General features: G+C 68.6%; 23 protein-coding genes and 1 tRNA gene. 19 read left to right on the top strand and 5 right to left on the bottom strand.

Features of this window, described 5'->3' with window-relative positions; all coding sequences use genetic code 11:
* Positions 1-146 precede the first annotated feature (146 nt).
* The 3 genes from ACT3CF_RS09135 to ACT3CF_RS09145 all read right to left on the bottom strand — a co-directional run bounded on the left by ACT3CF_RS09135 (position 147) and on the right by ACT3CF_RS09145 (position 4,089).
* Positions 147-1,946 carry a cation:proton antiporter domain-containing protein gene (locus ACT3CF_RS09135; RefSeq protein ID WP_478422069.1) on the bottom strand — a complete coding sequence of 600 codons (1,800 nt, stop codon included), beginning with the start codon at positions 1,944-1,946 and terminating at the stop codon, positions 147-149.
* A 172-nt stretch (positions 1,947-2,118) separates the two neighbouring features.
* Entirely contained in the window at positions 2,119-3,339 is a 1,221-nt protein-coding gene (locus ACT3CF_RS09140; protein WP_478422071.1) for an NADP-dependent isocitrate dehydrogenase, read from the bottom strand.
* Between the two features lie 135 nt (positions 3,340-3,474).
* Positions 3,475-4,089 carry a class I SAM-dependent methyltransferase gene (locus ACT3CF_RS09145; RefSeq protein WP_478422073.1) on the bottom strand — a complete coding sequence of 205 codons (615 nt, stop codon included), beginning with the start codon at positions 4,087-4,089 and terminating at the stop codon, positions 3,475-3,477.
* Positions 4,090-4,362: 273 nt separating this feature from the next.
* Here ACT3CF_RS09145 and ACT3CF_RS09150 point away from each other — a divergent pair, with 273 nt between their 5' ends.
* From ACT3CF_RS09150 to ACT3CF_RS09225, 16 genes are all read left to right on the top strand, one after another.
* A complete protein-coding gene (locus ACT3CF_RS09150) occupies positions 4,363-5,091 on the top strand; it encodes a phosphatidylserine decarboxylase (protein ID WP_478422075.1) in 729 nt (242 codons plus the stop codon).
* Entirely contained in the window at positions 5,088-5,876 is a 789-nt protein-coding gene (pssA, locus tag ACT3CF_RS09155) for a CDP-diacylglycerol--serine O-phosphatidyltransferase (RefSeq protein ID WP_478422077.1), read from the top strand. Before ACT3CF_RS09150 ends, pssA begins: the two co-directional genes overlap by 4 nt.
* Before the next feature lie 435 nt (positions 5,877-6,311).
* On the top strand, positions 6,312-7,085 hold the full coding sequence (gene rpsB / locus ACT3CF_RS09160) for a 30S ribosomal protein S2 (protein WP_478422079.1): 774 nt from the start codon (positions 6,312-6,314) through the stop codon (positions 7,083-7,085).
* A 101-nt stretch (positions 7,086-7,186) separates the two neighbouring features.
* Entirely contained in the window at positions 7,187-8,116 is a 930-nt protein-coding gene (gene tsf / locus ACT3CF_RS09165; protein ID WP_478422081.1) for a translation elongation factor Ts, read from the top strand.
* Positions 8,117-8,313: 197 nt separating this feature from the next.
* Positions 8,314-9,045, top strand: coding sequence for a UMP kinase (pyrH, locus tag ACT3CF_RS09170; RefSeq protein ID WP_478422083.1), 732 nt, complete (start codon positions 8,314-8,316; stop codon positions 9,043-9,045).
* A 14-nt stretch (positions 9,046-9,059) separates the two neighbouring features.
* Positions 9,060-9,617, top strand: a complete 558-nt coding sequence (gene frr / locus ACT3CF_RS09175) for a ribosome recycling factor (protein ID WP_478422085.1) — start codon at positions 9,060-9,062, stop codon at positions 9,615-9,617.
* A 51-nt stretch (positions 9,618-9,668) separates the two neighbouring features.
* A complete protein-coding gene (locus tag ACT3CF_RS09180) occupies positions 9,669-10,400 on the top strand; it encodes an isoprenyl transferase (protein ID WP_478422087.1) in 732 nt (243 codons plus the stop codon).
* Positions 10,397-11,197: a phosphatidate cytidylyltransferase gene (locus ACT3CF_RS09185; RefSeq protein ID WP_478422088.1), complete on the top strand. Its 801-nt coding sequence runs from the start codon at positions 10,397-10,399 to the stop codon at positions 11,195-11,197. The genes ACT3CF_RS09180 and ACT3CF_RS09185 overlap by 4 nt, the downstream gene beginning before the upstream one ends.
* Entirely contained in the window at positions 11,188-12,351 is a 1,164-nt protein-coding gene (locus tag ACT3CF_RS09190) for a 1-deoxy-D-xylulose-5-phosphate reductoisomerase (protein WP_478422090.1), read from the top strand. Before ACT3CF_RS09185 ends, ACT3CF_RS09190 begins: the two co-directional genes overlap by 10 nt.
* A complete protein-coding gene (gene rseP, locus ACT3CF_RS09195) occupies positions 12,348-13,481 on the top strand; it encodes an RIP metalloprotease RseP (RefSeq protein WP_478422092.1) in 1,134 nt (377 codons plus the stop codon). The genes ACT3CF_RS09190 and rseP overlap by 4 nt, the downstream gene beginning before the upstream one ends.
* Before the next feature lie 133 nt (positions 13,482-13,614).
* Complete coding sequence (gene bamA, locus ACT3CF_RS09200; RefSeq protein ID WP_478422791.1) at positions 13,615-16,338, top strand: outer membrane protein assembly factor BamA; 2,724 nt, start codon at positions 13,615-13,617, stop codon at positions 16,336-16,338.
* Entirely contained in the window at positions 16,338-17,078 is a 741-nt protein-coding gene (locus tag ACT3CF_RS09205) for an OmpH family outer membrane protein (protein WP_478422094.1), read from the top strand. The genes bamA and ACT3CF_RS09205 overlap by 1 nt, the downstream gene beginning before the upstream one ends.
* Positions 17,075-17,554: a 3-hydroxyacyl-ACP dehydratase FabZ gene (gene fabZ / locus ACT3CF_RS09210; protein WP_478422096.1), complete on the top strand. Its 480-nt coding sequence runs from the start codon at positions 17,075-17,077 to the stop codon at positions 17,552-17,554. Before ACT3CF_RS09205 ends, fabZ begins: the two co-directional genes overlap by 4 nt.
* Positions 17,555-17,670: 116 nt before the next feature.
* Entirely contained in the window at positions 17,671-17,901 is a 231-nt protein-coding gene (rpmE, locus tag ACT3CF_RS09215; RefSeq protein ID WP_478422098.1) for a 50S ribosomal protein L31, read from the top strand.
* 536 nt (positions 17,902-18,437) lie between these two features.
* A complete protein-coding gene (locus ACT3CF_RS09220) occupies positions 18,438-19,187 on the top strand; it encodes a response regulator transcription factor (RefSeq protein WP_478422100.1) in 750 nt (249 codons plus the stop codon).
* 3 nt (positions 19,188-19,190) lie between these two features.
* A complete protein-coding gene (locus ACT3CF_RS09225) occupies positions 19,191-20,531 on the top strand; it encodes a sensor histidine kinase (protein WP_478422102.1) in 1,341 nt (446 codons plus the stop codon).
* 107 nt (positions 20,532-20,638) lie between these two features.
* On the opposite strand, the gene ACT3CF_RS09230 is transcribed toward ACT3CF_RS09225, so the two are convergent.
* Both ACT3CF_RS09230 and ACT3CF_RS09235 read right to left on the bottom strand, forming a co-directional pair.
* On the bottom strand, positions 20,639-23,164 hold the full coding sequence (locus ACT3CF_RS09230) for a TonB-dependent receptor (RefSeq protein WP_478422104.1): 2,526 nt from the start codon (positions 23,162-23,164) through the stop codon (positions 20,639-20,641).
* Positions 23,165-23,530: 366 nt separating this feature from the next.
* Positions 23,531-23,620, bottom strand: a tRNA-Ser gene (locus ACT3CF_RS09235).
* A 165-nt stretch (positions 23,621-23,785) separates the two neighbouring features.
* Between ACT3CF_RS09235 and ACT3CF_RS09240 the strand changes: the two genes are divergently transcribed.
* The 3 genes from ACT3CF_RS09240 to ACT3CF_RS09250 are packed head-to-tail and all read left to right on the top strand — an operon-like array spanning position 23,786 to position 26,957.
* Entirely contained in the window at positions 23,786-24,778 is a 993-nt protein-coding gene (locus tag ACT3CF_RS09240; RefSeq protein WP_478422793.1) for a lytic murein transglycosylase, read from the top strand.
* Complete coding sequence (locus ACT3CF_RS09245; RefSeq protein WP_478422106.1) at positions 24,756-25,766, top strand: SPOR domain-containing protein; 1,011 nt, start codon at positions 24,756-24,758, stop codon at positions 25,764-25,766. Before ACT3CF_RS09240 ends, ACT3CF_RS09245 begins: the two co-directional genes overlap by 23 nt.
* A 27-nt stretch (positions 25,767-25,793) precedes the next feature.
* Entirely contained in the window at positions 25,794-26,957 is a 1,164-nt protein-coding gene (locus tag ACT3CF_RS09250) for a D-alanyl-D-alanine carboxypeptidase family protein (RefSeq protein WP_478422108.1), read from the top strand.
* The last annotated feature ends 3 nt before the right edge of the window (positions 26,958-26,960 follow it).

Raw genomic sequence — 26,960 nt, forward strand, 5'->3', positions numbered from 1 at the left:
GCCGCCCGTCGCGCGCGTGCCGTTCGCGGCCGCGCCGGCGGGTTGACCGGACCTCGGTTCTGCCCCCGCCCGGCATTGCGTCGGGCGGGGGCATTTTCGTTGGGGCCGCGCCGGGGCGTCCCGTTGGGCGGTTGCCGAACGACGGCTCAGGCCGCGTCGTCGGCGGGCGCGGGGGGAGCGGCGTCCTGCTTGAGCCGGCGGATGCGCGGATCGCGTTCGAGCCCCGCCTGCTCGCGGATCGCGCGGCGCATCTCGTCGCGCTTTTCATGGACCGACGCGATCACCGGGCCGACCGCGACGCCCAGATCGACGAGCACCGCCTCCGAAAGCTGGAGCGAGCTTTCGAGCGTTTCGGGCACCGCCTCGGTCGCGCCGGCGCGATAGAGTTCGGCGGCGTGGCGCGCGTCGCGCGCGCGGGCGATGATCGGCAGGTCGGGCACCCAGGCGCGCACGCGCTTGGTGAGGCGGACGGTGAGCACCGGATCGTCCATCGTCAGCACCAGGGCGGTGGCGTGGCCGAGCCGGAGCTGATCGACCATCTCGCTGCGCGTCACGTCGCCGAACATGACGTTGAACCCCGCCTTGCGCGCAGCATTGACCGCGTCGATATCGGCATCGACCGCCAGATAGGGGCGGCCGTGGCGCGCGAGCATGTCGGCGACGGTGCGCCCGACGCGGCCGAAGCCGATCACCACCGCATTGCCCGTCGCGGCATCGAGCGCGGGCGGCGGCACCTCGCCCGGCGCGCGCCGCTCGATCAGCCGCGCGGCGAGCTGCCCCGCCTTGGCGAGCAGCGGCGTGGCGGTGAGGCCGAGCGCGGTCACGGTGGTCCAGAAGGCTGCGGTGTTCGGGCTGATGAGCCCGGCCGCGGCGGCGACGCCGAGGACGATCAGCGTCGTTTCGGACGGGCTGGCCATCAGCACGCCGGTCTCCGCCGCGGTGCCGAGCCGCACGCCCGCGATCTTGAGCAGGCCGCTGGTCACCAGCACCTTCACCACCATCACGAGCAGCGTCGCGAGCAGCAGCGGCCCCCAGCTCGCGAGGATGAAGCCGAGGTCGAGCCGCATGCCGACGGTGATGAGGAACACGCCGAGCGCGAGGCCCTTGAACGGCGCGGTGATCGCCTCGACCTCGCCGTGATATTCGGTCTCGGCGATCAGCAGCCCCGCGACGAGCGCGCCGACGATCGGCGACAGCCCGGCGGCGGTGGTGGCGAGGCTGGCGGTGATGACGACGAGCAGGCTGGCGGCCAGGAACAGCTCGGGGCTCTTGGTCCGCGCGGCCTGGGCGAACATGCGCGGCAGCAGCAGCCGCCCGCCGAGGAACAGCACCGCGACCGTCAGCGTGCCGATGCCCAGCGTGGTGAACAGCCCGGCGACGCCCGCATCGCCCGCCGCCGGCGCCAGCGCGCCGAGCAGGAAGATGATCGGCACGAGCGCCAGATCCTCGAACAGCAGCATCGCGAAGGCGGCGCGGCCGACCGCGCTGGTCGTCCCCGCGATCGGCAGCACGATCGCGGTCGACGACAGCGCGAGCGCCAGCCCGAGCCCGATCGCCCCGCCGGTGCTGAGCCCGGTGAGATAGAGCAGCGCCGCGAGCACGAAGCCGGACAACAGCAGTTCGGCCGCGCCGACGCCGAACACCAGCGTGCGCATCGACCAGAGCCGCCGGAACGACAGTTCGAGCCCGATCGAGAAGAGCAGCAGGATGATGCCGAATTCGGCAAAGGGCTCGATCGCGTGCGCGTCGGAGATGGTGAAATAATAGAGCCAGGGATAGCTGCTGACGAGCGTCCCGAGCCCGGCCGGGCCGACGAGCGCGCCGACGAGGATGAACCCGATCACCGGGCTGATGCGGAAACGCGCGAAGGCGGGGATGACCAGTCCCGCCGCGCCGAGGATGACCAGCGCGTCGCTGAAGCCACTATTCTGAAGATTGAGCGCCATATCCGTTTCTTAGACGGCGGATGGCGGCGCTGTCATGCCTTAAGCCGCCGGGCCGGCCGGGCGCCGCCGCGCGGCGGGGCGGACAAGCAAAGGGCCACCCCGGCGGGTGCCGGGATGGCCCTGAAAAGCTGCGTGGCCGCGACGGCTCAGCGTCGCGGCGCGGGGCGGGGCGTCAGGCCCACTTGCCCATCGCTTCCTCGAGGTTGACGCGAATCGCCTCGAAGAACTGCTCGGTGGTCATCCAGGGCTGTTCCGGCCCGATCAGGATGGCGAGGTCCTTGGTCATCTTGCCGCTCTCGACGGTCTGGATGCAGACCTTTTCCAGCGTTTCGGCAAAGCGCGTCACCTCGGGGGTGTTGTCGAACTTGCCGCGATACTTGAGGCCGCCGGTCCAGGCAAAGATCGACGCGATCGGGTTGGTCGAGGTGGCCTTGCCCTGCTGGTGCTGGCGATAGTGGCGGGTGACGGTGCCGTGCGCCGCTTCGGCCTCGATCGTCTTGCCGTCGGGGGTCATCAGCACCGAGGTCATCAGGCCGAGCGAGCCGAAGCCCTGCGCGACCTGGTCCGACTGGACGTCGCCGTCATAGTTCTTGCAGGCCCAGACGAACTCGCCGTGCCACTTGAGCGCCGAGGCGACCATGTCGTCGATCAGGCGGTGCTGATACTCGATACCCGCATCCTTGAAGGTCGACGCGAACTCGGTCTCGTAGATCTCCTGGAAGATGTCCTTGAAGCGGCCGTCATAGGCCTTGAGGATCGTGTTCTTGGTCGACAGGTACAGCGGCCAGCCGCGGCCGAGCGCATAGTTCATCGACGCGCGCGCGAAATCGCGGATCGATTCGTCGAGATTGTACATGCCCATCGCGACGCCGGCGGCGGGGAAGTTGAACACCTCCTCCTCGATCGTCTCGCCGTTCTCGCCTTCCCACTTCATCGTCAGCTTGCCCTTGCCGGGCACCTTGAAGTCGGTGGCCTTGTACTGGTCGCCGAACGCGTGACGGCCGACGACGATCGGCTTGGTCCAGCCGGGGATCAGGCGCGGCACGTTCGAGATCACGATCGGCTCGCGGAAGATCACGCCGCCCAGGATGTTGCGGATCGTGCCGTTGGGCGACTTCCACATCTTCTTGAGGTCGAATTCCTCGACGCGCGCCTCGTCCGGCGTGATCGTCGCGCACTTCACGCCGACGCCATATTCCTTGATCGCGTTGGCCGAATCGATCGTGATCTGATCGTTGGTCTCGTCGCGCTTCTGGATCGACAGGTCGTAATATTTGAGATTGACGTCGAGATAGGGGAGGATCAGGCGCTCGCGGATCCATTCCCAGATGATCCGCGTCATTTCGTCGCCGTCGAGCTCCACGACCGGCGTTGCAACCTTGATCTTCGCCATAAGCTTCTTTCCTGTGAGGGAGTGGATTGCCGCCCGTCTAGGAGCAAGCCCGGCCGGGATCAACCTCCGGGCCGATGCGGGCGCCCGCGCGCGCCGCACGGGCGGGGCGCCGGGCGGGCGGCGCCGCCGGCCGGCTCAGTCCTTCCACGCCCAGTAGAGCTGCGCCGGGGGGATGTTCCACCACTCCATCGCATGATCGATCCGGTGCCAGTGCGGCGTCAGCCGGTGCTTCACCGTCGGCGAATATTGATAGACGAGGAAGGCGCCGCCGGGGCGCAGCACGCGGTGCGTCGCCGCGGCGATCGCCTCACCCACGCCGGGCGGCAGCGTCGAGAAGGGCAGGCCCGAGGCGATATAGTCGGCATGGTCGAAGCCATGGTCGCGGACGATGCGCTCGACATCGGCGGCCGAGCCCTGGACCGGGATCAGCCGCGGATCGGCGATCGTCTGCTTGAGATAGCGGATGAAGTCGGGATTGGTGTCGATCGCGATCAGCCGCGCATCGGGCGCAAGGCGACGCAGGATCGGCACGGTGAAGGTGCCCACGCCCGGGCCATATTCGACGAACAGCCGGCAACCGGCCCAGTCGACCGGGCCGAGCATCCGCCGAATCAGGCGGTCGGAAGAGGGCGCGATCGCCCCCACCATCACCGGCTCCTTCAGAAATCCCTTGAGGAACATCCGCCAGGGCGACGGAAGTCCGGCAGCGCGGCGGCGTGCACGGCGTTCGGCAGCGGTCGATACGGACATGCAATTCCTTGATCTGCAATGGACGGACCCGATGGGTGCGCAATTCCGAACGAACATTCAAGCGTCGTGGTTGCGCCGCGGTTGCGCCGTGGTCGGCCGCGGGCGGCGCCGGACGGGCCGCGCGGGGAACCGCTATTGTCGCGCGACCATCGCGGCGGCGCGCGCGCGCGAACCAATTCTTGCGACGGACACGATTCGTGTCGTCTCGTGTCGCCGCCGCCAGTTGCGCGGCGGGCTCTAGGCATTGTCCGTCGGCGCGGCTAAACCCGGGGCATGGGTTCGCTCGATAAGCCGCCGGTCGGCACCAACACCGTCAAGTGGCGCTTTCCGGATGTTCATCCGGAAGGGCGCAAATATGCGCTGATCGCCGCCGCGATCACGCTGCTTTCCTTTTTCGTCTGGAAGTTCCTCACCTGGCCCTTCGTTTTTCTGACGATGGGCGTCGCGGCGTTTTTCCGCGATCCGGTGCGCGTGACGCCGCAGGAGGACGGCATCCTCGTCTCGCCCGCCGACGGGCTGGTGACGATGATCGAGCGCGTGCCGGTGCCGCCCGAACTGCGCGGTCCCAACGCGCTGGGCGACAACCCGCTGGTGCGCATCTCGGTGTTCATGAGCGTGTTCGACGTCCACATCAACCGCACGCCGATCACCGGCACGGTGCGGCAGGTCATCTATATCGCGGGCAAGTTCCTCAACGCCGATTTCGACAAGGCGAGCGAGGAAAATGAGCGCCAGCACATCCTGGTCGAGGACCGGATGGGGCTGCGCATCGGCTTTACCCAGATCGCCGGGCTGGTCGCGCGCCGCATCGTCGCGTTCGTCAAGCCTGGCGACATGGTGGTGGCGGGGCAGCGGATCGGCCTGATCCGCTTCGGCAGCCGCGTCGACATCTTCCTGCCGCCCGAATATGCGCCGACCGTGGCGCTGGGCCAGCGCGCGATCGCGGGCGAGACGGTGCTGGCGCGTCGCGGCGCGGTGGCGGCGAGCGGCATCGCCCAATGAGGCCGCCGCTTCGCGAGCGCGGCGTGCCGCTGCGCACGTTGCTGCCCAACACCGTCACCGCGCTCGCGCTGTGTTCGGGGCTGACCGCGATCCGTTTCGGGATGCTCGGCAACTGGGAGGCGGCGGTGCTGATGGTGCTCGCCGCCGCGGTGCTCGACGGCATCGACGGCCGCATCGCGCGGCTGGTGCATGGCGAGAGCCGCTTCGGTGCGGAGCTCGACAGCCTGTCCGACGCGATCTCGTTCGGCGTCGCGCCGGCGATGATCCTCTATCTGTGGGCGCTCCAGCCGCTCGGCCGTTTCGGCTGGCTCGTCGCGCTGCTGCTCGCGCTGTTCTGCGCGCTGCGGCTCGCGCGGTTCAACGCCAATATCGACCGCGCCGAACAGCCGCACAAATCGGCGGGCTTCCTCACCGGCGTGCCCGCGCCCGCCGGGGCGGTGCTCGCGCTGGCGCCGCTGTTCCTGTGGCTGTGGACCGGGCACGAGGTGCTGCGCACGCCGATCGCGATCGCGCTGTGGACGGCCTTTGTCGCGGTGCTGATGATTTCGAGCGTCGCGACCTTTGCCCCCAGCATCCGCCTGCGCCACGAAGTGCGCTTCCAGGCGGTGGCGGTGCTGATGGGACTCGTCGCCGCGCTCGTCTCGGCGCCGTGGCCGACGCTGGCGGTGCTCGCCGGCCTCTACCTCGTCTCGATCCCGTTCAGCATCCGCCGCTATCAGCGGATCAGGCTGCTGCGCGCCGGGGGCCAGGCGCCGTCGGCCGCACCCGCGCCGCCCGCACCGTAAGGCGCGGCGCGCGCGGCGGCAGCGCCGGCAGCGTCGACATCGGGCGGAACAGCTCGGCGAAGCGATGGCGCTGGGCGGCGACGCTTGAAACCAGCGTCCACAGGGCCGCCGCAAACGCGGCACCGAACAGCAGTGCAATGGCGAGACCAGTCATTCCAGCGCCTCCTTCACGACCCGTGCGGTCGCCCTGTCGCCGGGCGTCCTGCATCGGGCGGTTCCAACGGTGCGCGGTCGCCTTCTGTTCCGTCGTCCGCGCTATGGACCCCATATGTTCCAACAATGTTCCGGCGTCAAGCCCCGCGTTCCGGCTTGCCATGGCCGGCATTGTGGAGTAAGCGCGCGGCCTCAACCCGCATGGGAGGCATCATAGCCCGGTGTCCGGAACGGTTTCCGGATGTCCGCCTCCCAGAGGTTCAACCGGAAGGAGATATCCCTATGGCGGCACCCGTCGTCACCATGCAGCAGCTGCTCGAATCGGGCGCGCATTTCGGCCACCAGACGCACCGCTGGAACCCGAAGATGAAGCCTTACATCTTCGGCGACCGCAACGGCGTCCACATCATCGACCTGTCGCAGACCGTTCCGCTGTTCGCGCGCGCGCTCGAGTTCATCAGCGCCACCGTCGCCGCGGGCGGCAAGGTGCTGTTCGTCGGCACCAAGCGCCAGGCGCAGGAGCCGATCGCCGACGGCGCGCGTCGTGCGGGCCAGCACTATGTCAACCACCGCTGGCTGGGCGGCATGCTCACCAACTGGAAGACCATCTCGGGCTCGATCAAGCGCCTCAAGACGCTTGAAGAGCAGCTTTCGGGCGACACGCGCGGCCTGACCAAGAAGGAAGTGCTGCAGCTCACCCGTGAGCGCGACAAGCTCGAGCTGTCGCTCGGCGGCATCCGCGACATGGGCGGCATTCCCGACGTGATGTTCGTGATCGACGCCAACAAGGAAGAGCTGGCGATCAAGGAAGCCAACACGCTGGGCATCCCCGTCGTCGCGATCCTCGACTCGAACGTGTCGCCCGACGGCATCGCGTTCCCGGTTCCGGCGAACGACGACGCGAGCCGCGCGATCCGCCTGTACTGCGAGGCGGTGTCGATCGCCGCGACGCGCGGCGGCCACGAAGCGCTGCTGAACGCGGGCTATGACATCGGCGCCGCCGAGGCTCCGCCGGTCGAGGAAGCGATCGAGGCCGAGCGCCAGATCGACGCCTGACCGGTGCGTCCGCGCGCAAGCGCGTCATTGCATTGTAATCCGGGCGGGGCAGGGCGCGAAGCACTGCCTCGCCCGATCCTTTAATCAGAGGAATTTTGAACATGGCCGAGATCACTGCAGCCGCCGTCAAGGAACTGCGCGAGAAGAGCGGCGCCGGTATGATGGACTGCAAGAAGGCGCTTGCGGAAAACAACGGTGACATGGAAGCTGCGGTCGACTGGCTGCGCACCAAGGGCCTCGCCACCGCCGCCAAGAAGTCGAGCCGCACCGCGGCCGAGGGTCTGGTCGGCGTCGCCGTCGCGGGCACCAAGGGCGTTGCGGTCGAGGTCAACTCGCAGACCGACTTCGTCGCCAAGAACGAGATCTTCCAGAACTTCGTGCGCGGCGTGACGGCGCTGGCGCTCGAGCAGGGCGCCGACATCGACGCGCTGAAGGCGGCGAAGATGGCGCAGGGCGGCACCGTCGAGGAAGTGCTGACCGCGAACATCGCGACGATCGGCGAGAACCAGGTGCTGCGTCGCGCGAAGGCGGTGCAGGTGAGCCAGGGTGCGGTCGTCTCCTACGTCCACAATGCCGCGGCTCCCGGCCTGGGCAAGATCGGCGTGCTCGTCGCGCTGGAATCGGACGCGGGCGTCGACGTGCTCGAGCCGCTGGGCAAGCAGATCGCGATGCACGTCGCGGCGGCTTTCCCGCTCGCGCTCGACGAGAACGCGCTCGACCCCGAAGTGATCGAGCGCGAGCGCGCGATCGCCGCCGAAAAGGCGTCGGAGAGCGGCAAGCCCGCCGAGATCGTCGCCAAGATGGTCGAGGGCGCGGTGAAGAAGTTCGCCAAGGAAAACGCGCTGCTCAGCCAGCCGATCGTCATGGACGGCAAGACCCCCGTCGCCGACGTGGTGGCCAAGGCCGCCAAGGACGCCGGCACGACGATCGTGCTCAAGGACTATGTCCGCTTCCAGCTCGGCGAAGGCATCGAGAAGGAAGAGAGCGACTTCGCGGCCGAGGTCGCGGCGACGGCCGGCCTGACCAAGTAAGGTCGTCCTTCGATCGAACGCGCGGGCGCGGGCACCCACGGGTGGCCGCGCCCGTCGTCGTTTCGGGCGTCGCCGCAGCGCGCGACCGGCGCGCGCGCGCCGATGCTTTCCCGGCGCTTGCGGCCATCGGCGCTTGTCGCGGCGGGTCCGCGCCTCTAAGGTCCGCGCCGCTTCTTTCCCCCCGATTCAAGGCTTCCATGACCGTTTCCCGCTTCAATCGCATCCTGCTCAAGCTCTCGGGCGAGGTCCTGATGGGCCAGGGCCAGTTCGGTATCGACCCCGCGACGTGCGACCGCGTCGCCGCGGAGGTGAAGGAGGCGGTGGAGGCCGGTCTCGAAATCTGCATGGTGGTCGGCGGCGGCAACATCTTCCGCGGGCTGGCGGGCGCGGCGCAGGGCTTCGACCGCGCGAGCGCCGACTATATGGGCATGCTCGCGACGGTGATGAACGCGCTGGCGATGCAGAACGCGCTCGAAAAGGTGGGCATCCAGACGCGCGTCCAGTCGGCGATCCCGATGGCGAGCGTGTGCGAGCCCTATATCCGCCGCCGCGCCGAGCGGCACATGGAAAAGGGCCGCGTGGTGATCTTTGCCGCGGGCACGGGCCTGCCGTTTTTCACCACCGACACCACTGCGGCGCTGCGCGCGGCCGAGATGAACTGCGACGCGCTGTTCAAGGGCACCAGCGTCGACGGCGTCTATGATGCCGATCCGAAGAAGGTCGCCGGCGCGACCCGGTACGACACGCTCAGCTATGACCGCGTGCTCGCCGACAATCTGAAGGTGATGGACGCATCGGCCGTGGCGCTGTGCCGCGACAATCATATCCCGATCGTGGTGTTCAACATCCGCGACGAGGGCAATCTTTCGGCCGTGCTGCGCGGCGAGGGAACGTCCACGATCGTCCAGGACCAAGCTCAAACCGCATAAGAGGAGAGCCATTCATGGCTGCTTACGACAAGGCCGACCTCGAGCGCCGCATGGCGGGCGCGGTCGAGGCGCTGAAGCACGATCTCGCCGGGCTTCGCACCGGCCGCGCATCGACGACGCTGCTCGATCCCGTGACCGTCGAGGTCTATGGCGCGCAGATGCCGATCAACCAGGTGGCGACCGTGTCGGCGCCCGAGCCGCGCATGCTTTCGGTGCAGGTGTGGGACAAGACCAATGTCGGGCCGGTCGACAAGGCGATCCGTTCGGCGGGCCTGGGCCTCAACCCGATCGTCGACGGCCAGACGCTGCGCCTGCCGATCCCCGACCTGACCGAAGAGCGCCGCAAGGAGCTCGCCAAGCTGGCCAACCAATATGCGGAAAAGGCCCGCATCGCCGCGCGCAACGTGCGCCGCGACGGCATGGACAGCCTCAAGACCGACGAGAAGAAGGGCGTGTTCGGCGAGGACGAGCGCAAGCGCCACGAAACCGAGGTCCAGAAGCTGACCGACGCGACGATCGCCGATATCGACGCGGCGGCGGCGGCGAAGGAAAAGGAAATCCTGGGCAAGTGATGCGCCGGGATTCCGCGGCAACGACGCCCGGCATCGGGCGGGCAGGGCGCCATGGCCGCTAGGCCGGCGCCCGGCGCGCCGCCGGGGCCGGTGCCGCGCCACGTCGCCATCATCATGGACGGCAACGGCCGCTGGGCCAAGGCGCGCTTCCTGCCGCGGATCGCCGGGCATCGCCAGGGTGTCGAGGCGGTGCGCCGCGTCGCGCGTGCGGCGCGCACGCTCGGCATCGAGGTGCTGACGCTCTATGCCTTCTCGTCGGAGAACTGGCGCCGGCCCGAGGACGAGGTGCGCGACCTCATGGGGCTGTTGCGCCATTTCCTTGCCAACGAGCTCGACGAGCTGGCGCGCGAAGGCGTGCGGCTGCGCGTGATCGGCGCGTGGCGCAACCTTTCGCCCGATCTGGTCGCGATGATCGACGGCGCGATCGCCGGGACCGCCGACAATCCGGGGCCGACGCTGGTGATCGCGCTCAACTATGGCGCGCAGGCCGAGATCCTGGCGGCGGCGCGGACGCTGGCGACGCGCGCCCAGTCGGGGCTGCTCGATCCCGCCGCGATCGACGAGACGATGTTCGAGGCGAACCTGACGACCGCGGGGTTGCCGCCGCTCGACCTGATGATCCGCACCTCGGGCGAACAGCGGCTGTCGAATTTCCTGTTGTGGCAGGCGGCCTATGCCGAGCTGCTGTTCGTCGACACGCTGTGGCCCGATTTCGACGAAAAGGCGCTCGCCGCGGCGATCGAGCAGTTCGGGCGCCGCGAGCGCCGGTTCGGCGGGTTGTGAGCCGGCCGCGTTCCGAACTCGCGACGCGCGCCATCGTCGGCGTCGCACTCGTCGCCGTCGCGCTGGCGGTGATCGTCGCGGGCGGCGCGTGGTTCTGGGGCGCGCTCGCGCTTGTCGGCGTGCTGATGGTCGACGAATGGGCGCGGCTGGTCGGCGTGTCCGGCCCGGCGGTGCGCGCGGGTCAGGCGCTGCTCGTGCTGCCCTTCCTCGCGCTGGCGCCGTTCATTCATTTCGGGCTGCCGATCACGCTCGAGCTGCTGGCGATCGCGGCGATCTGCGCCGGGCTCAACGCGCGCTCGGCGGCGTTCGGCGCGGGGCTGCTCTATGCCGGGCTGCCCGTCGCGGCGCTGTGCGTGCTGCGCGCGCCGCCGTTCGGGCTGGTGCCGACGCTGTGGGCGATGGCGCTCGTCTGGGTGTGCGACACCGGCGCCTATTTCGGCGGGCGCGCGATCGGCGGGCCGAAGCTGGCGCCGCGGGTCAGCCCCAACAAGACCTGGGCGGGCTTTCTGTCGGGCAGCATCGCCGCGGGCGCGTTCGGGCTGATCCTCCACGCGACCGCCGGACTGTCGCTGGGGCTTGCCCTGGCGTCGCTTCCGCTTGCCATGTTGTCGCAAGGGGGCGATCTGTTCGAAAGCCATCTCAAGCGGCGGGCGGGCGTGAAGGATTCGGGCGCGCTGCTGCCGGGGCATGGCGGGTTGCTCGACCGGCTCGACGGGCTGGTGCCGGTGGCCCCGGCGGCGGCATTGTGCGCGATCGTCGATTTCTGGTTTCAATCGGGACAGTTCGCTTGGCAGTAAAACGGGTTACCATCCTGGGCGCGACGGGGTCGATCGGCACCTCGACGCTCGACCTGATCGAGCGCGATCCCGACGCCTTCGACGTGGTCGCGCTCACCGCGCATCGCGACGTCGCCAAGCTGGCCGATGCCGCGCGGCGCGTGCGCGCGCAGGTGGCGGTGATCGCCGATCCCGCGTGCCACGGCGCGCTGCGCGCGGCGCTGGCGGGCAGCGGCGTGACCGCGCTGGCCGGGGCCGACGCGGTGTGCGACGCCGCGCGGATGGGCGCCGACTGGACGATGGCCGCGATCGTCGGCACCGCCGGGCTCAAGCCGGTGATGGCCGCGGTCGAGCGCGGCGGCACGATCGCGCTCGCCAACAAGGAAGCGCTGGTTTCGGCGGGAACGATCATGACCGCGGCGGTCGCGCAGCACGGCGCGACGCTGCTTCCGGTCGATTCGGAACACAATGCGGTGTTCCAGTGCCTCGACGCGTCGGCGCCGCGCGCGGTGCGGCGGATCATCCTCACCGCCAGCGGCGGGCCGTTCCGCGAGACTCCGGCCGAGGCGATGCGGACGATCACCCCGGCCCAGGCGGTCGCGCATCCCAACTGGTCGATGGGCGCCAAGATCTCGGTCGATTCGGCGACGATGATGAACAAGGGGCTCGAACTGATCGAGGCCTATCACCTGTTCCCGGTCGCCGCCGAACAGCTCGACGTGCTCGTCCATCCGCAGTCGGTGGTGCATTCGATGGTCGAATATGTCGACGGGTCGGTGCTGGCCCAGCTCGGCACGCCCGACATGCGCACGCCGATCGCCTATGCGCTCGCCTGGCCCGAACGGATGGCGACGCCGTGCGCGCCGCTCGACCTGGCAAAGGTCGGCCGGCTCGATTTCCAGGCGCCCGATCCGGTGCGCTTTCCCGCGCTGCGGCTGGCGCGCGAGGCGCTGGTCGCGGGCGGCGCGCGCCCGGCGGTGCTCAACGCCGCGAACGAGGTGGCGGTGGCCGCTTTCCTCGGCGGACGCATCGGCTTTCTTGAAATTGCCGCAATCGTTGCCGATACCCTGGCCAGCTTCGATCCCGAGGCACCGCAATCGCTCGATGCCGTGCTGGCGATCGACGCGGAGGCGCGGGTCCGGGCCGAAGCGCGCGTGAAGGACTGCCTCGCTTGATCGAATCTCCCGGTTTGCTTCTGACGGTCCTTGCCTTTGCGCTGGTGATCGGCCCGCTCGTCTTCGTGCACGAGCTTGGCCATTACCTCGCCGGACGGCTGTTCGGCGTGAAGGCCGAGGCCTTCTCGATCGGGTTCGGGCGCGAGATCGCGGGCTTTACCGACCGGCGCGGCACGCGGTGGAAGTTCGGCTGGCTGCCGCTGGGCGGCTATGTCCGCTTCGCGGGCGACATGAACCCCGCCAGCCAGCCCGAGCCGGGCTGGATCGCGCTGCCGCCCGCCGAACGCGCGCAGACCTTTCAGGCCAAGCCGCTGTGGCAGCGCGCGATCGTCGTCGCGGCGGGGCCGGTCACCAATTTCCTGGTCGCGATCGTCATCCTCGGCGGTTTCGCTGCGGCCTTTGGCGAGGTGCGCACGCCCAGCACGGTCGGCGCGGTGATGCCCGGCACGGCGGCGGCGAGCGCGGGGCTGCGTCCCGGCGACCGCATCGTCGCGATGGGCGACCGCACGGTCGACGATTTCGGCGACATGGCGCAGTTCACCGCGATCCGTCCGGGCGAGGTGGTGACGATCCGCTTCGAACGCGACGGGCAGCCCCTGGCCGCAACGGTGACGATCGGCAGCCGCAGCCTCAAGGACCGATTCGGCAACGTCACGCATCGCGGCGTGCTGGGGATCGCGCCGGGCGCGCCGACGGTGGTGCCGGTGCCGCTGTGGCAGGCGCCCTGGGTCGGCGTGCGCCGCACGGGCGAGATCGTCGAGATGATGGTCGACGGGCTCGGCCAGATGATCCTTGGCCGCGTCCCGGTGAGCGAGCTTGGCGGGCCATTGAAGATCGCGCAGATTTCGGGCCAGATGCTGTCGATGGGGGTGTTCGACTTTGTCGGGCTGATCGCGCTGCTTTCGATTAATCTGGGATTCATCAACTTGTTGCCAGTCCCTGTGCTCGACGGCGGGCACCTGCTCTTCTACGCCATCGAGGCGGTGCGGCGGCGCCCCGCCGATCCGCAGATGGTGGAGTGGGCGTTCCGCGGGGGACTGATCGTCATTCTTGCGCTGATGCTGTTCGTGACCTTCAACGATCTGAGCGGCCTGGGCGTGTGGAAGAATATCGCCGGCTTGATCGGGTGACGGGGTTCAGGCAGGGGCGGTTGCGAAGTCCGCGTGGGCAAGCGGCATTACTCGAGTTCCACTGGGGTTGGATGTGACGACGAAGAATAGCAATTTGAGTGCCCGCGCGGTGGCGACGCTGTTGGTTGGGACGATGCTGACCAGCGCGCCGGCGCTTGCCCAGTCGCGTGGCGGGCGTCCCGCACCGGGACGCGCCGCGCCGCCGGCCGCCCCGGCGGCGGTGGCGACGCCCGCACCCGTCCAGGCGGTGACCGATCCGGCCGCGCGCACGATCAAGTCGCTGCGCGTCGAGGGATCGCAGCGGCTCGAGCCGGAGACGGTGCTGTCCTACACCCGTCTGCGCGTCGGCGACCGCTACACCAACGAGACGGTCGACCAGGCGATCAAGGACCTGCTCGCCTCCGAACTGCTCGCCGACGTGCAGATCGAGGGCGTCGAGACCGGCGACCTGGTGATCCGCATCCGCGAGAACCCGATCATCAACCGCGTCCTCTACGAGGGCAACAAGCGGCTGAAGCAGGACAAGATCGGCAAGGAAGTGAAGCTGGCCCCGCGCCAGATCTTCACCCGCACCGCGGTCCGCGCCGACGTTGCGCGCATCATCGAGCTCTATCGCCGCCAGGGCCGCTTCGCCGCGCGCGTCGAGCCCAAGATGGTCACGCTCGACCAGAACCGCGTCGACGTGATTTTCGAGATCGACGAAGGCCCCAAGTCCAAGGTCCGCCAGATCAACATCATCGGCAACGAGGTGTTTTCGGACAAGAAGCTGCGCGGCGAGATGGCGACCAAGGTGTCGGGCTTCGCGCATCTGCTCAGCTCGAACACGAGCTACGACCAGGACCGGCTGGCCTATGACCAGCAGAAGCTGCGCCAGTTCTACCTCACCAACGGCTATGCCGATTTCCGCGTGATCTCGGCGGTGGCCGAGCTGACGCCCGACAAGCGCGACTTCATCATCACCTATGTGATCGAGGAAGGCCCCCGCTACAAGTTCGGGCCGGTCACGGTCGACAGCGCGATCCGCGACTTCGACGACAAGAAGCTCGCCGCCGCGCTGCCGATCAAGCAGGGCGACTGGTACAACGCCAAGGCGGTCGAGGACACGGTCGAGCAGCTCAGCGAGACCGCCGGCGCGTTCGGCTATGCCTTTGCCGATGTCCGTCCCGAGTTCCAGCGCGACCACGACACGCTGACGATGGGGCTCAACTTCCACATCGGCGAGGCGAACCGCACCTATATCGAGCGGATCGACATCACCGGCAACCGCACCACGCACGACAAGGTGATTCGCCGCGAATTCCGCGTGGCCGAGGGTGACGCCTTCAACACCTTCATGGTCAAGCGTTCGCAGGACCGCATCAACAGCCTGGGCTATTTCCAGGACAAGTTCGAGATCGAGCGCAAGGAAGGCTCGTCGCCCGACCGCATCGTGCTCGCCGCGAACGTCGAGGAAAAGCCCAGCGGCGAGCTCACGCTGTCGGCCGGCTTCTCCAGCCTCGAGCGCTTCATCCTCTCGGCCTCGGTGCGCCAGAACAACTTCCGCGGCATGGGCCAGACGGCGTCGATCGCCGCCGACTATTCCTATTATTCGAAGTCGGTGTCGCTCGGCTTTACCGAGCCGTATCTGTTCGACACCAACATCGCGCTCGGCGCGTCGGTGTTCCGTCAGGACTATAACTCGTTCAGCTATATCGGCACCAACCGCAACACCACCTATTCGCAGGTGTCGACCGGTTTCCAGGTCGTCGCCGGCCTGCCGCTGACCGAGTTCTGGACGCTGTCGACGCGCTACACGCTGCGCAAGGACGAGGTCTCGCTCGACAAGAACAACTTCTACACCGACGGCGTCTGCGATCCGCTCAAGGCGGGCCGCTATTATTGCGACGCGGTCGGCAACCGGCTGACCTCGCTCGTCGGCGCGTCGCTGATCTATGACAGCCTCAACAGCCGCCTGCGCCCGACGCGCGGCCAGCGCGCCAGCCTGGGCGTCGAGATCGCGGGGCTGGGCGGCGACGTCCGCTATATCCGCGGCCGCTTCGAGGGCGCGAAGTTCTGGAACATCGGCAAGGGCTTCATCTTCTCGCTGTCGGCCGAGGGCGGCTATATCCAGTCGCTCGAAAGCACCAAGAACGGCATCGAGACGATCCGCATCAACGATCGCTTCCTGCTCGGCGAACCGCAGTTCCGCGGCTTCGACATCCGCGGCGTCGGCCCGCGCGTGAAGCGCTTCTACTATACCGGCGACGTGGCGTCGGGCACGCAGTTGCTCAACACCGCCAAGGACAATGTCGTCGACGATCCGCTGGGCGGCAAGGCCTATTACCTGACCAAGGCCGAGCTCGAGATCCCGCTGGGCGCGGGCGCGCGCGAGATGGGGCTGCGGCCGTCGGTCTATGTCCAGGCGGGTTCGCTGTTCAACATCAAGCGGCCGGCGCTGAACACCTATTTCGACCAGGCCAAGGACGCGAGCGGCAAGCTGCTGTACAACAAGGACGGCTCGCCGTCGCTGCTGCCCAAGGTCACCGAGCTGTTCGACAGCGCCGGCAAGCCGATCTACATCGTCCCGGCGACCGATCCGACCAATGGCGGGCTGACCACCTATTGCAGCGTCGGCTATTCGTCGAGCGCGACCGCGGCCTGCTCGGGCACGTCGATCAACACGCGCGCGGTGAACACCACCTCGCCGTTCTACGAACAGTTCCTGGGCGACTCGCCGAGCCCGCGCCTTTCGGTCGGTTTCGGCGTCAACTGGACTTCCCCCTTTGGCCCGCTGCGTATCGACGTGGCCAAGACCATCCTCCACCAGAAGGGTGACGACACCAAGCTCGTGACTTTCAACGTAGGGACCCAATTCTGATGACTTCGAAGAAGCTGATCCTCGCCGCGCTCGCCGCGGCTCCCGTGGCGATTGCCTTCGCCGCGCCGGCGCAGGCGCAGGTCGCCGGCATCGCCTCGGCCAACCCGACCGACGTCGTCGCCCAGACCAAGGCCTATGGTGCGGCCAACCAGCAGATCCAGACGACGTACAAGACGACGTTCGACCAGATCCGCGCGCGCCGCGACGCGCTCCAGAAGGAAGTCGAGCCGATGCTGGCGCAGCTCGACACCAACAAGGACAAGAAGCTCGACGACGCCGAGATCAAGGCGGCGCAGGATTCGAAGAACCCCGTGCTCGACCGTCTGCGCACCGCCCAGACCAAGGCCGACGAGGAAATCAACAACCTGACCAAGCCGGTCGCCCGCGCCGAGCTGTTCGCGGTCGAATCGATCCTGCGTCAGTACGAGGCGGCGCAGCTCCGCGTCGTCAACGCCAAGAAGATCTCGGTGGTGCTCAGCCCCGAGGTGTTCATGTACGCGCCTGACTCGGTCGACATCAGCAGCGCGATCGCGCAGGAAATCGACAAGGTCGCGCCGACCGTCGCGATCGCCGCGCCCGCCGACTGGCAGCCCGCGCGCCAGACGATCGCGATCCAGCAGCAGCTCGTCCAGCTCAACCAGCTTCGCGCCTATCAGGCCGCGATGCAGCAGCAGCAGGGTGCCGCCGCGGCGCCGGCCGCTGGCAAGCCCGCCGCAGGCAAGCAGGCCGAGCCGCGGTGAGCGAGGCTGCGGTGACGGGAACCGACATCGGCCCGCTCGAAATCGGGCGGGTGATGGCGGCGTTGCCGCACCGTTATCCGATGCTGCTGGTCGACCGGGTGGAACAGCTCGTGCTCGACCAGCGCATCGTCGCGGTGAAGGCGGTGACGATCAACGAGGCCTTTTTCCAGGGCCATTTCCCGGGCCGTCCGATCATGCCGGGCGTGCTGATCGTCGAGGCGCTGGCGCAGGCCGCGGGCGTGCTCGCGGTCGAATCGCTCGGCCTCGCGGGCTCGGGCAAGCTCGTCTATTTCATGAGCATCGACGGGGTGAAGTTCCGCAAGCCGGTCGAACCCGGCGTGCTGCTCAAGCTCGAGGTCGAGTTCGTGCAGAAGCGCGCGCGCGTCTGCAAGTTCGCCGGCAAGGCGATGCTCGACGGTGAAGTCGCGACCGAATGCGAATTCACCGCGATGATCGCGGACCCGCCCAAGGCCTGACCGGGCCGTGGGCGCGCGCGCCGCGCCCGTTTTGGTTGCATGGCGCGCGTGTCTCTGCTAGGCGCGCGCGTCCGCTGCTGGTCGGTAACCAGCGGCTCCTTTCAAGGATTTTGGTCGTGAAGAAAGACACCCATCCCGATTATCACATGATCAAGGTGCAGATGACCGACGGCACCGTGTTCGAAACCCGCTCCACCTGGGGCAAGGAAGGCGACACGATGCAGCTCGACATCGACCCGCTGGCGCACCCGGCCTGGACCGGCGGTTCGCAGCGTCTGCTCGATCAGGGCGGCCAGGTCGCGCGCTTCAACAAGCGCTTCGGCGGGCTCTCGCTCACCAAGAAGTAATCGGGTGGGGCCGCGTTCTCGCGGCCCGATCACGCGTTGCGTGACCAGCCCCGGTTTCCCGCCGCCGCCCCCGGGCTGCGCGGCATGGGAGGCCGGGGCTGTTCGCGTCTGGGGTCGTTCGCGTCCGGGCTCGTTCGGGTGGGCCGCGCGCGGGGCGGGGCGCCATGCCCTCGGTTGCGGCGGCGGCTTGCCCCTCCGGGCGAACGCTTAAGTGCCGCCCCGAAATAGCCGGCACGCCGGCCGGGGCTTAGAGAAGGGCATGCGTCCGCATGGGCGCGTGCCGGGCGGAACACCATCCCCTCTAGTTCCGCCCGGCGCCATTTCTGGTCGCGCCGCTGCGGGCCGCTGCGCCCGCCTAGGGCCGCCGATCCCCCTCCCGTCATCGTGCCTCACCATCGCGCCTCATCGCGGTGCCTCATCGCGGGGCCGCGTCGTGCCGCCCGGTCGTTACGCCCGTCGCCCGCTTTCGCTCGACTGCCCGCGCGCGCCGCGATATGCGCAGGGGTGACGCGAACAGGGCAGTGGCCTGACCAGTGATGCACCAGCTTTCCTCCACGCCGAACGCGACTTCGAACGCGACGAACGCGACCCCGCCGGGCGATGCGGCGCTCTCGATCCTCGTCGTCGAGGACGATGCCCGGCTTTCGGAACTGCTCGTCGGCCAGCTTGCGGCACGCGGGCATCGCGTCGCTGCGGCGGGCGACGTTCCCGCCGCGACACGCGCGGTCGCCAACGCGCCCTATGACCTGATCCTGCTCGACCGGATGCTGCCCTCGGGCGACGGTGTCGACGCGCTGCGCTGGCTGCGCGAGGAAGGCGTGGCGACGCCGGTGATCGTGCTGTCGGCGCTGGGGCGCACGGGCGAACGGATCGAGGGGCTCGACGCGGGCGCCGACGATTACATGGTCAAGCCGTTCGATTCGGACGAGCTCGAGGCGCGGATGCGCGCGGTGTTGCGGCGTCGCGGCGTCGCGCCCGCCGACGACAGCGCGACGATCGCGGCGGGCGACGTGACGGTCAGCCTCGTCCAACACCGCGCGACGCGGGCGGGCCGGTCGGTCGAACTGCACAAGACCGAACTCAGGCTGCTCACCGAACTGGTTCGCAATGCGGGCACGGTGATGACGCGCGCGATGCTGCTCGAACGCGTCTGGGGCTATGATTTCGTGCCGACCACCAACATCGTCGATGCTTATATCCGGCGGTTGCGGTTGCGGCTCGAGGTGCCGGGGCTGCCCGATCCGATCGTCACGATCCGCGGCGTCGGCTATATGATCCGCGCCTGACCCTTGCGCCGATTCCGCACCATCCGCGCGGTCGCCTTCGCCTTTGCCGGGGCGATCTCGGTGGCGGTGCTGGTCACGGGCGCGGGCGTGTATTTCGCGCTGGTGGGCGCGGTCGATCGCCAGGTCGACCGGCGCCTGCGGGCCGAGGCGAACGAACTGCTCGCCGATGCGCCGAACCGCGCGACGCTGATCGAACGGATCGGGCGCGAACAGCAGGCGCGCGACAGCGGCGATATCGGTTTCGAGCTGCGCGACGCGCGCGGGGTCCGGCGGGCGGGCAACATGCTGCTCGCTGCGCCGCTGCCGCGCGGGCTGTCGGGCGTCGATGCGCGCGCCGGGATCGTCGGGCTCAGCCGCGGGCGCGCGCTCGTGCTCGGGCTGCCGGCGGGCGACACGCTGACGCTGGTGATCGAAAGCGAGCCGATCGACCATCACGACCATCGCCGCGTGACGATCCTTGCGATCGGCTTCGGGACGGTGCTGCTGCTCGTGCTGCTCGGCACGCTGGTGCTCACGCGCGCGATCCGGCGGCGGATCGAGGCGGTGCGGCTGGCGGCGGAGGCGATCGTCGAGGGCGATCTGCGCGCGCGCGTGCCCGTCGAGGCGCCCGACAGCGCGTTTGGGCGCCAGGCGGTGACGTTCAACCGGATGCTCGACCGGATCGAGGCGCTGATGGACAGCCTGCGCGGGTTGTCGAACGACATCGCGCACGACCTGCGCACGCCGATTGCGCGGCTCCACGGGCGGCTGGTCGCGATCGCGCAGCAGCCCCAGGCGGCGCCGCTGGCCGATGCGCTCGCCGATGCGGTCGCGCAGGCCGAGGAGATCCTGGCGCTGTTCGCGGCGATCCTGCGCATCGCCGAGGTCGAGGGCGGCAGCGCGCGCGGCGGCTTCGCCCCGATCGACCTGGCGGGCTGGGCGCGCGAGGCGGGCGAGGCGCTGGCTGTGATGGTCGAGGACAGCGGCCGCGCCTTCACGGTCGCGGTGCCCGATGCGCCGGTGTGGATCGACGGCGATGTCCGGCTGCTCAGCCAGTTGCTCGTCAACCTCGTCGAGAATGCGGTGCACCACACGCCGCCGGGGACGCGCATCGCCGTCACCGTCTCGGCGCGGCCGGGCGAGGCCGTGCTGGCGGTGATCGACAACGGCCCCGGCATTGCCGCGGCGGCGCGCGCGCAGGCGCTGCGTCGCTTCGGCCGGCTCGACGCCAGCCGCAGTCGTCCGGGGCATGGGCTGGGGCTGTCGCTCGTCCAGGCGATCGCGGCGCTGCATCGCGGGACGCTCGCGCTCGACGATGCGGGGCCAGGATTGGCGGTGCGCCTTTCGCTTCCCCGCAACGGCTGAAATTCGCGCGCGAACGGCACGATCGGCGCGCGAACGACGAAAAAGGGGCCGGAAATGCGGCTTCCGGCCCCTTTCGTCACGTCATTGGCGGGGCACTGCCCCCGCGATCAGAACTTGATGCTCAGCTCGCCGCCAAAGGTGCGCGGGGCGTTGAAGTTGCCATAATCGCCCAGCACGTTGTTGATATTGCCCGTGGTCACGCTGCTGCTCGGCGCGCCGGGCAGGCTGTTCGACGGGTCGCGGCGATAGACATACTGCTCGTCGAACAGGTTGCGCGCCCACACGCTCAGCGACATCGTCCGACCCTCGGCAACCGGGATTTCTGCCAATGAAATCCGGCCGTTAAAGATCAGCGACGCATCGTTCTTGGTGGCGAACTGGTCGAACGCCTGCGTCGCCTGCGCATAGTTTCCGTCGAAGTGGAAGCGCAGCTTGGCACCGCCCACCGGCGTCTCGTAATCGATCGACCCGCTGGCGGCGTTGCGCGGCGTGAAGACGATGTAGAAGTTCTGGTAGACGTTGCTCGTCGCCCCGCCTGCCGTCGCGCTGATCAGCACCGGCGGGATCTTGGTGTAGGTATAGGCATAGGACGCGTTGAGCGTCAGCCCGGTGACCGGCCGCAGCGTCAGTTCGGCCTCGATCCCGCGGATCTTGGTCGTTCCCGGCGCATTGATCGTCACCAGGTTGTTGAAATTGCTGCCGTTGAACGGCTGGATCGAGCTGATGTCGACCTGGCTGTCCTGGCGGTCCATGATGTAGCCGGCGATGTTGAAGCGACCGCGATGGTCCCAGAAGTCGCTCTTCAGGCCGATTTCGTACGACTTGACGTCTTCGGGGTTGAACGCCTGGTAGTTGGCGGTACGCGAGCTGGCGCCGCCGGCGCGATAGCCGGTCGCATATTTGGCATAGACGTGGACCGCGTCGCTCACGTCATAGGCGAGCGTGACCATCGGGTCGAAACGATCCCAGCTCTTGTCGAGCGGCTTGTAACCCGCATTGGTCGCGGCGGTGGTGTTCACGTCGTAGTTCACGTTGCGCGAGAAGTGCAGCACGCCGCGCTTCTTGTCATGCGTGTAGCGGCCGCCGACGGTGAGGTGCAGCGCATCGGTGGCGTTCCACGTCACCTGGCCATAGGCGGCATAGCTCTTCGACCACACTTCCGATGCACGGTCGATCGAGCGGCAGTTGCGCAACGAGCCGAAGCCGCCCGAGCCGGTGCAGGGGTCGAGCACGACGAAGTTGGCGCCGGTGACCTGGCCCGACCCGTTCACGATCGCGACCGCACCGTTCGAGTTCGGCGTGGCGGCATCGTCGCTGACATGTTCGTTGAAGTAATAGAGACCGGCGACGTAATCGATGCGGTCGATCGTGCCGACTGCCTGGAACTCCTGGCTGAACTGGTGCTGGTAGAGGTCGGCGAGGCTGTAGCGGCTGAACGCGCACGGCGCCGTCGCGGTGCACGATGCGGTCAGGTTGACGACCGGCACGCGGTGCGCGCCGCCCGAATTGTCCCACTGGGTCGCAGTGACGCCGCGCCATGCGGTGATCGAGCGGATTTCGAGCGACGGGCCGAAGTTCCACTTGAAGCTGTTGGTGAAGCCGTGCGTCTTGTCGACGCTGGGCTGCTGCGGCACGCCGATGTCGGCGGTCTTCATCCGGCTGGTGCCGTTGACGACCACGCCCGGCATCAGCGGCTTCACCGTGCCGGTGAGGTTGGTGTAGCCGGTGCCCGGCAGATAACAGCCCGGGACCGCGGCCTGGGTGCCGGCAACGCAGCCATTCGGGTTATAGTTCAGCAGCTGGCTGTAGAACGGCGTGTTGGCGTCATAGCCGTTGTCATAGCTGAAATCGTTGGTGATGCCGTCGACCGGCTGCCAGCGCACCGCGGCGCGGACGCCGTGGCGATCGAAATAGTTCCAGCCGGTCTGGCCCGCGAGCGGGTTCTTGGTGGTGGCATCCTGATGCTGAAGCACGCCGTCAAGTTTGACCGCGAAGTTCTTGTATTCAGGCAGGTCGAGGTGCAGCTCGGCATTGTAGCCGCCATAGTTGGAGATGCCTGCGGTCGCGCGACCGCCGAACACGCCGCTCGGCGCCTTGGTGACGATGCTCAGCGCGCCGCCCTCGGTGTTGCGGCCGAACAGCGTGCCCTGCGGGCCCTTGAGCACCTCGACGCGCTCGACGTCGAACAGCGCGGCGTTGAGGCCGTGCTGGCGGCCGAGATAGACGCCGTCGACATAGATGCCGACGCCCTGCTCGCGCGCGGGCTGGTTGGCGTCGAGCGGAACGATGCCGCGGATGCCGACGGTCAGCGCCGACTGGCGGGCCTCGAACGTCGCGACGCGCAGGCTGGGCACCGCGCCGTCGGCGAGGTCGTAAAGGCTCTGGACATGGCGGTCCTTGAGCGCGGCCTCGCTCAGCACGTTGATCGAGATCGGCGTCTGCTGCAGGTTGGTCTCGCGCTTCTGCGCGGTCACGACGATTTCGCCGAGGCCGTCCTGGTTGGTGTCCTGCGCGGCGACTTCGGGCGTGGGCGCGGCCTTGGTATCGTCGGCCATGGCGGGCGTTGCAGTCGCCGCAACAAGCAGCGCGCTGCTGACGAGCAGCGACAGACGGATCCGCGTGATGTTCTGCATTTGGTGGTTTCCCCGACTCAGGCTGATTCCTGAAGCTGGGGCGCCGCTACGAATGCCGCTTGGCATTTCGATTACAGTCGCTGCAACTGTCCAAGAACATCTGTTTCATGTTCGGTTCATGTTGCCGCGATTGTGGGATGCAACACGCTAAATTCCGGGCAAAACGCGGCGTGTTGCCAAAAAGATACAGGTGGCCCGTAAAGCGCATCTGGTGTCGATCTTGCGCGAAAGCGAAAGTCGATTGCCGCACCTGGCGATACGGGGGAGGCGTTATTGTTGATATAGCACGGGAATTGTGTGCCGTACTGCGCGATCGGTGATTTATTGGATCGACGCGAGGCATGGCAACGCCGTTCGGCGGCCGTGTGGCGGAGAGGGTGGGATTCGAACCCACGGTGAGCGTGAACCCACGGCGGTTTTCAAGACCGCTGCCTTAAACCACTCGGCCACCTCTCCGCGTGCGGCACCCGCTATCGCGAGACGCGACGACTTGCCAGAAAATCTTGCTCAATCCGGCAAAGCGGGGTTCAGCCGCACGGCGGGCTGTGGCACTAGGTCCATATGTGGGGACGGCGTTTTTCGTGGCGGAAATGGTGGTTCGGCGTGGCGGCGGCGACCGTGATGGCCGGGGTGTCGGCACCCGCGCATGCGCAGGACGAGGCGGGTTTCCAGGCCTATCTGCCGACGCTCGCGCGCCAGGCGCTCGACGCGGGCGTTCGTCGCGCGACGGTCGATTCGGTGATCGCGACGCTCACCTATAATCCGCGCGTCGTCGCGCTTGACCGGCAACAGCCCGAAAGCCGGCCCAACGCGCCCGTGCCACCGTTCGAACCCTATCGCCGCGCGCATGTCGACGCGGCGCGCATTCGCGACGGGCGCATCGCCTATCAGCGCGCGCGGGGACGGCTGGCGGCGATCGAGCGCCAGACCGGCGTGCCCGAATCGGTGATGGTCGCGATCTGGGGGCACGAGACGCATTATGGCCGCGTGATGGGCGGGTTCGACCTGCCGCGCGCGCTGGCCAGCCTGGCCTATGAGGGGCGGCGGCGCGCGTTGTTCACCGACGAGTTCATCGCCACGCTCAAGATGATCGACCGCGGCGTCCCGCGCGAAAAGCTGGTCGGAAGCTGGGCAGGGGCGTTCGGCGGGCCGCAGTTCCTGCCCTCGGTCTATCTGCGCCTCGCGCGCGACGGCGACGGCGACGGACGGGCCGATATCTGGACGAGCGACGCCGACACGCTCGCCTCGATCGGCGCCTATTTTGCCGATGCGGGATGGCGGCCGGGCCAGCCCTGGGGCTTTGCCGTCCGTGTGCCCGACGGTTTCGACCGCGCCGGGATGACGACGCGGCTCGTCTCGCCGCGCTGCCCGCGCGTGCATGCGCGTCACAGCCAGTGGCGGACGATCGCCGAATGGCGTGCGCTGGGGCTGGCGCCGCTCACGCGCGCCTGGCCCGACGACAGCGTGATGGCGACGCTGATCGAGCCGGACGGGCCGGGGCGTACGGCCTATCTGCTCACGGGCAATTACCGCGTGATCCTCGATTACAATTGCTCCAATTTCTATGCGCTTTCGGTGGGGCTGCTGGCCGATGAAGTCGAACTTCCTTCTTGAGCGGATCGCCGCGGCGGCCGGGGTGATCGCGCTGCTGGTGCCGGGGACGGCATTGGCGGACGGGGCGGGACAGGACCGACCGGGCGCCGGCTATCCCGCGCCCGACGCCCGGCCCGACATTCGCGACGCCGATCCCGCCGCCCGTGCGCCCGGTCCGCGCGGTTCGTCGCAGCGCGTGCCCGGCGAGCAGCGCTATGACGAGGTGGGGATCGCGGGCGTTCGTGCGGTCGACCCGGGCGACGGCGCCGATTCGGCCGTGGTCGCGGTGCATCGCAGCCTGCCGGCGGATACTGCGGTCGAGGTGACCGCGCTCGACAACGGCCGCACGATCCTGGTGCTCGTCACCGGCGCGATGGAGCCCGGCGCGGACCATCCGATCGATCTGTCGGCATCGGCGGCGCGTCAGTTGGGGCACGCCGGGGCCGGGCGGTTTCCGGTGCGGGTCCGCACCGTGGTCGCGACGCCGCAGGAACTCGCGGCGCTCCATGCCGGGCGTGCGGCGCCCGCGCGCATGGACGCGCCCGAACTGCTGCTCAAGGCGCTTCGGCGCCAGCTCGCGACCGGCAGCGCCAGCCCGGTGCCGGCTGCCGAGCCCGTTGCCGTGCCCCCGTCATCGCCGATCCCGCCTGTTCGGGCGGCCGCGCGTCCGGCCGCAGCGGCGCCCAGCCCGGCGGCGAGGCCGTTGCCGAAGCCTGCGCCCAAGCCGGCCCCTCTGCCCGCATCGCTCCCAAAGCCCGCGTCCCGGCCGGCTCCCGCCGCCCCGAAGCCCGCGGTACCCGCCGGGCGCTGGCTCGTGCAGGTGGCCGCGCTTTCGAACGCGGGCAATGCACAAGCGCTTGCGCATCGGCTGCACGGCTTCGTAAAGCAGGGCGGTGGGCTGCATCGCGTGCAGCTCGGCCCCTTTGCCACGCAGCATGAGGCCGATGCCGCACGCGCCAAAGCCGTCCGCGCGGGTTATGCCGACGCGCGCGTTCTTGCCGTCAACTGACTTGTCCCCGGGAGTTCGGGAAAACCCATGAAGAAGCTGTTCGCCGCGTCCACCCTGGCGCTTGCCCTTGCGTTCCCCACCCGTGCGGCCAACCCGCCGTTCGAAACCCCCGCGCCGGTGGCCTATATGGAGGACCTGTCGTCGGGCGCGGTGCTCTATGCCAAGGATGCCGACCGGCGGATGCCGCCCGCGTCGATGGCAAAGATGATGACGGTCTATGTCGCGTTCGAGCTCATCAAGAAGGGTGAGCTCAAGCTCGATCGCCAGATCGAGGTGCGGCCCGAAACGTGGCGCAAATGGCATTCGCAGGGTTCGACGATGTTCCTCGCGGTGGGCGAGAAGCCGACCGTCGCCGACCTGCTGAAGGGGATCGTCACCTTGTCGGGCAACGATGCCTGCGTCGTGCTCGCCGAGGGCGTCGCCGGGACCGAGGAAGCCTATGTCAACCTGATGAACGAGCAGGCGCGCAAGCTGGGGCTGACCAACAGCCATTTCGGCACGGCGAATGGCTGGCCCGACGGCGGTCGCACCTATGTCACCGCGCGCGACCTGGCGCATCTCGCCGCGGCGACGATCCGCGACTTCCCCGATCTCTACAAGCAGTTCTATTCGCTTCCCAGCTTCACCTGGGGGCGCACGCTGGGGGCGGGCGACGCGATCAGCCAGGCCAATCGCGACCCGCTGCTCGGCCGCGTCCAGGGGGCCGACGGGCTCAAGACCGGGCACACCGACGAGGCGGGCTATGGCTTCACCGGCTCGGCCGAACAGAATGGCCGCCGTCTGGTGATGGTGGTTGCCGGGCTCGACACCTATGGCGGTCGTGCCGAGGAATCGGTGCGTTTCATGGAATGGGGCTTCCGCGCGTGGAAGGCCAAGCCGATCGCGGCCCAGGGCAAGCGCATCGGTGAGGTCGAGGTGCAGGGCGGCGACCGTTCGGCGATCGGCGTCATCGCACCGCGTGCGCTCAATGCGACGGTGCCGGCGGGCACCGATCCCAAGATGCAGGGACGGCTCGTCTATACCGGGCCGGTCAAGGCGCCGATCAAGGCGGGCGACCATATCGCCGACCTGATCGTCGATAGCCCCGGCATGCCGCAGCAGGTGCTGCCGCTCGTCGCCGAGGCGGATGTGGGCCAGGCCGGGTTCTTCCGCCGCGTGTGGCTGGGCTTCTGGTCGCTGTTCGGCGCTTGACGC

Source organism: Sphingomonas chlorellae (genome assembly GCF_056485145.1).

Excerpts from the sequence above, each read along its gene's own strand:
- ACT3CF_RS09250 (WP_478422108.1), top strand. The coding sequence starts at position 25,794 with ATGAAGAAGCTGTTCGCCGCGTCCACCCTGGCGCTTGCCCTTGCGTTC.
- ACT3CF_RS09135 (WP_478422069.1), bottom strand. The coding sequence starts at position 1,946 with ATGGCGCTCAATCTTCAGAATAGTGGCTTCAGCGACGCGCTGGTCATC.
- ACT3CF_RS09140 (WP_478422071.1), bottom strand. The coding sequence starts at position 3,339 with ATGGCGAAGATCAAGGTTGCAACGCCGGTCGTGGAGCTCGACGGCGAC.
- frr (WP_478422085.1), top strand. The coding sequence starts at position 9,060 with ATGGCTGCTTACGACAAGGCCGACCTCGAGCGCCGCATGGCGGGCGCG.
- pssA (WP_478422077.1), top strand. The coding sequence starts at position 5,088 with ATGAGGCCGCCGCTTCGCGAGCGCGGCGTGCCGCTGCGCACGTTGCTG.
- tsf (WP_478422081.1), top strand. The coding sequence starts at position 7,187 with ATGGCCGAGATCACTGCAGCCGCCGTCAAGGAACTGCGCGAGAAGAGC.
- ACT3CF_RS09240 (WP_478422793.1), top strand. The coding sequence starts at position 23,786 with ATGGCCGGGGTGTCGGCACCCGCGCATGCGCAGGACGAGGCGGGTTTC.
- ACT3CF_RS09245 (WP_478422106.1), top strand. The coding sequence starts at position 24,756 with ATGAAGTCGAACTTCCTTCTTGAGCGGATCGCCGCGGCGGCCGGGGTG.
- bamA (WP_478422791.1), top strand. The coding sequence starts at position 13,615 with ATGCTGACCAGCGCGCCGGCGCTTGCCCAGTCGCGTGGCGGGCGTCCC.
- ACT3CF_RS09205 (WP_478422094.1), top strand. The coding sequence starts at position 16,338 with ATGACTTCGAAGAAGCTGATCCTCGCCGCGCTCGCCGCGGCTCCCGTG.
- ACT3CF_RS09180 (WP_478422087.1), top strand. The coding sequence starts at position 9,669 with ATGGCCGCTAGGCCGGCGCCCGGCGCGCCGCCGGGGCCGGTGCCGCGC.
- pyrH (WP_478422083.1), top strand. The coding sequence starts at position 8,314 with ATGACCGTTTCCCGCTTCAATCGCATCCTGCTCAAGCTCTCGGGCGAG.
- ACT3CF_RS09230 (WP_478422104.1), bottom strand. The coding sequence starts at position 23,164 with ATGCAGAACATCACGCGGATCCGTCTGTCGCTGCTCGTCAGCAGCGCG.
- ACT3CF_RS09220 (WP_478422100.1), top strand. The coding sequence starts at position 18,438 with ATGCACCAGCTTTCCTCCACGCCGAACGCGACTTCGAACGCGACGAAC.
- ACT3CF_RS09150 (WP_478422075.1), top strand. The coding sequence starts at position 4,363 with ATGGGTTCGCTCGATAAGCCGCCGGTCGGCACCAACACCGTCAAGTGG.
- rpsB (WP_478422079.1), top strand. The coding sequence starts at position 6,312 with ATGGCGGCACCCGTCGTCACCATGCAGCAGCTGCTCGAATCGGGCGCG.
- ACT3CF_RS09145 (WP_478422073.1), bottom strand. The coding sequence starts at position 4,089 with ATGTCCGTATCGACCGCTGCCGAACGCCGTGCACGCCGCCGCGCTGCC.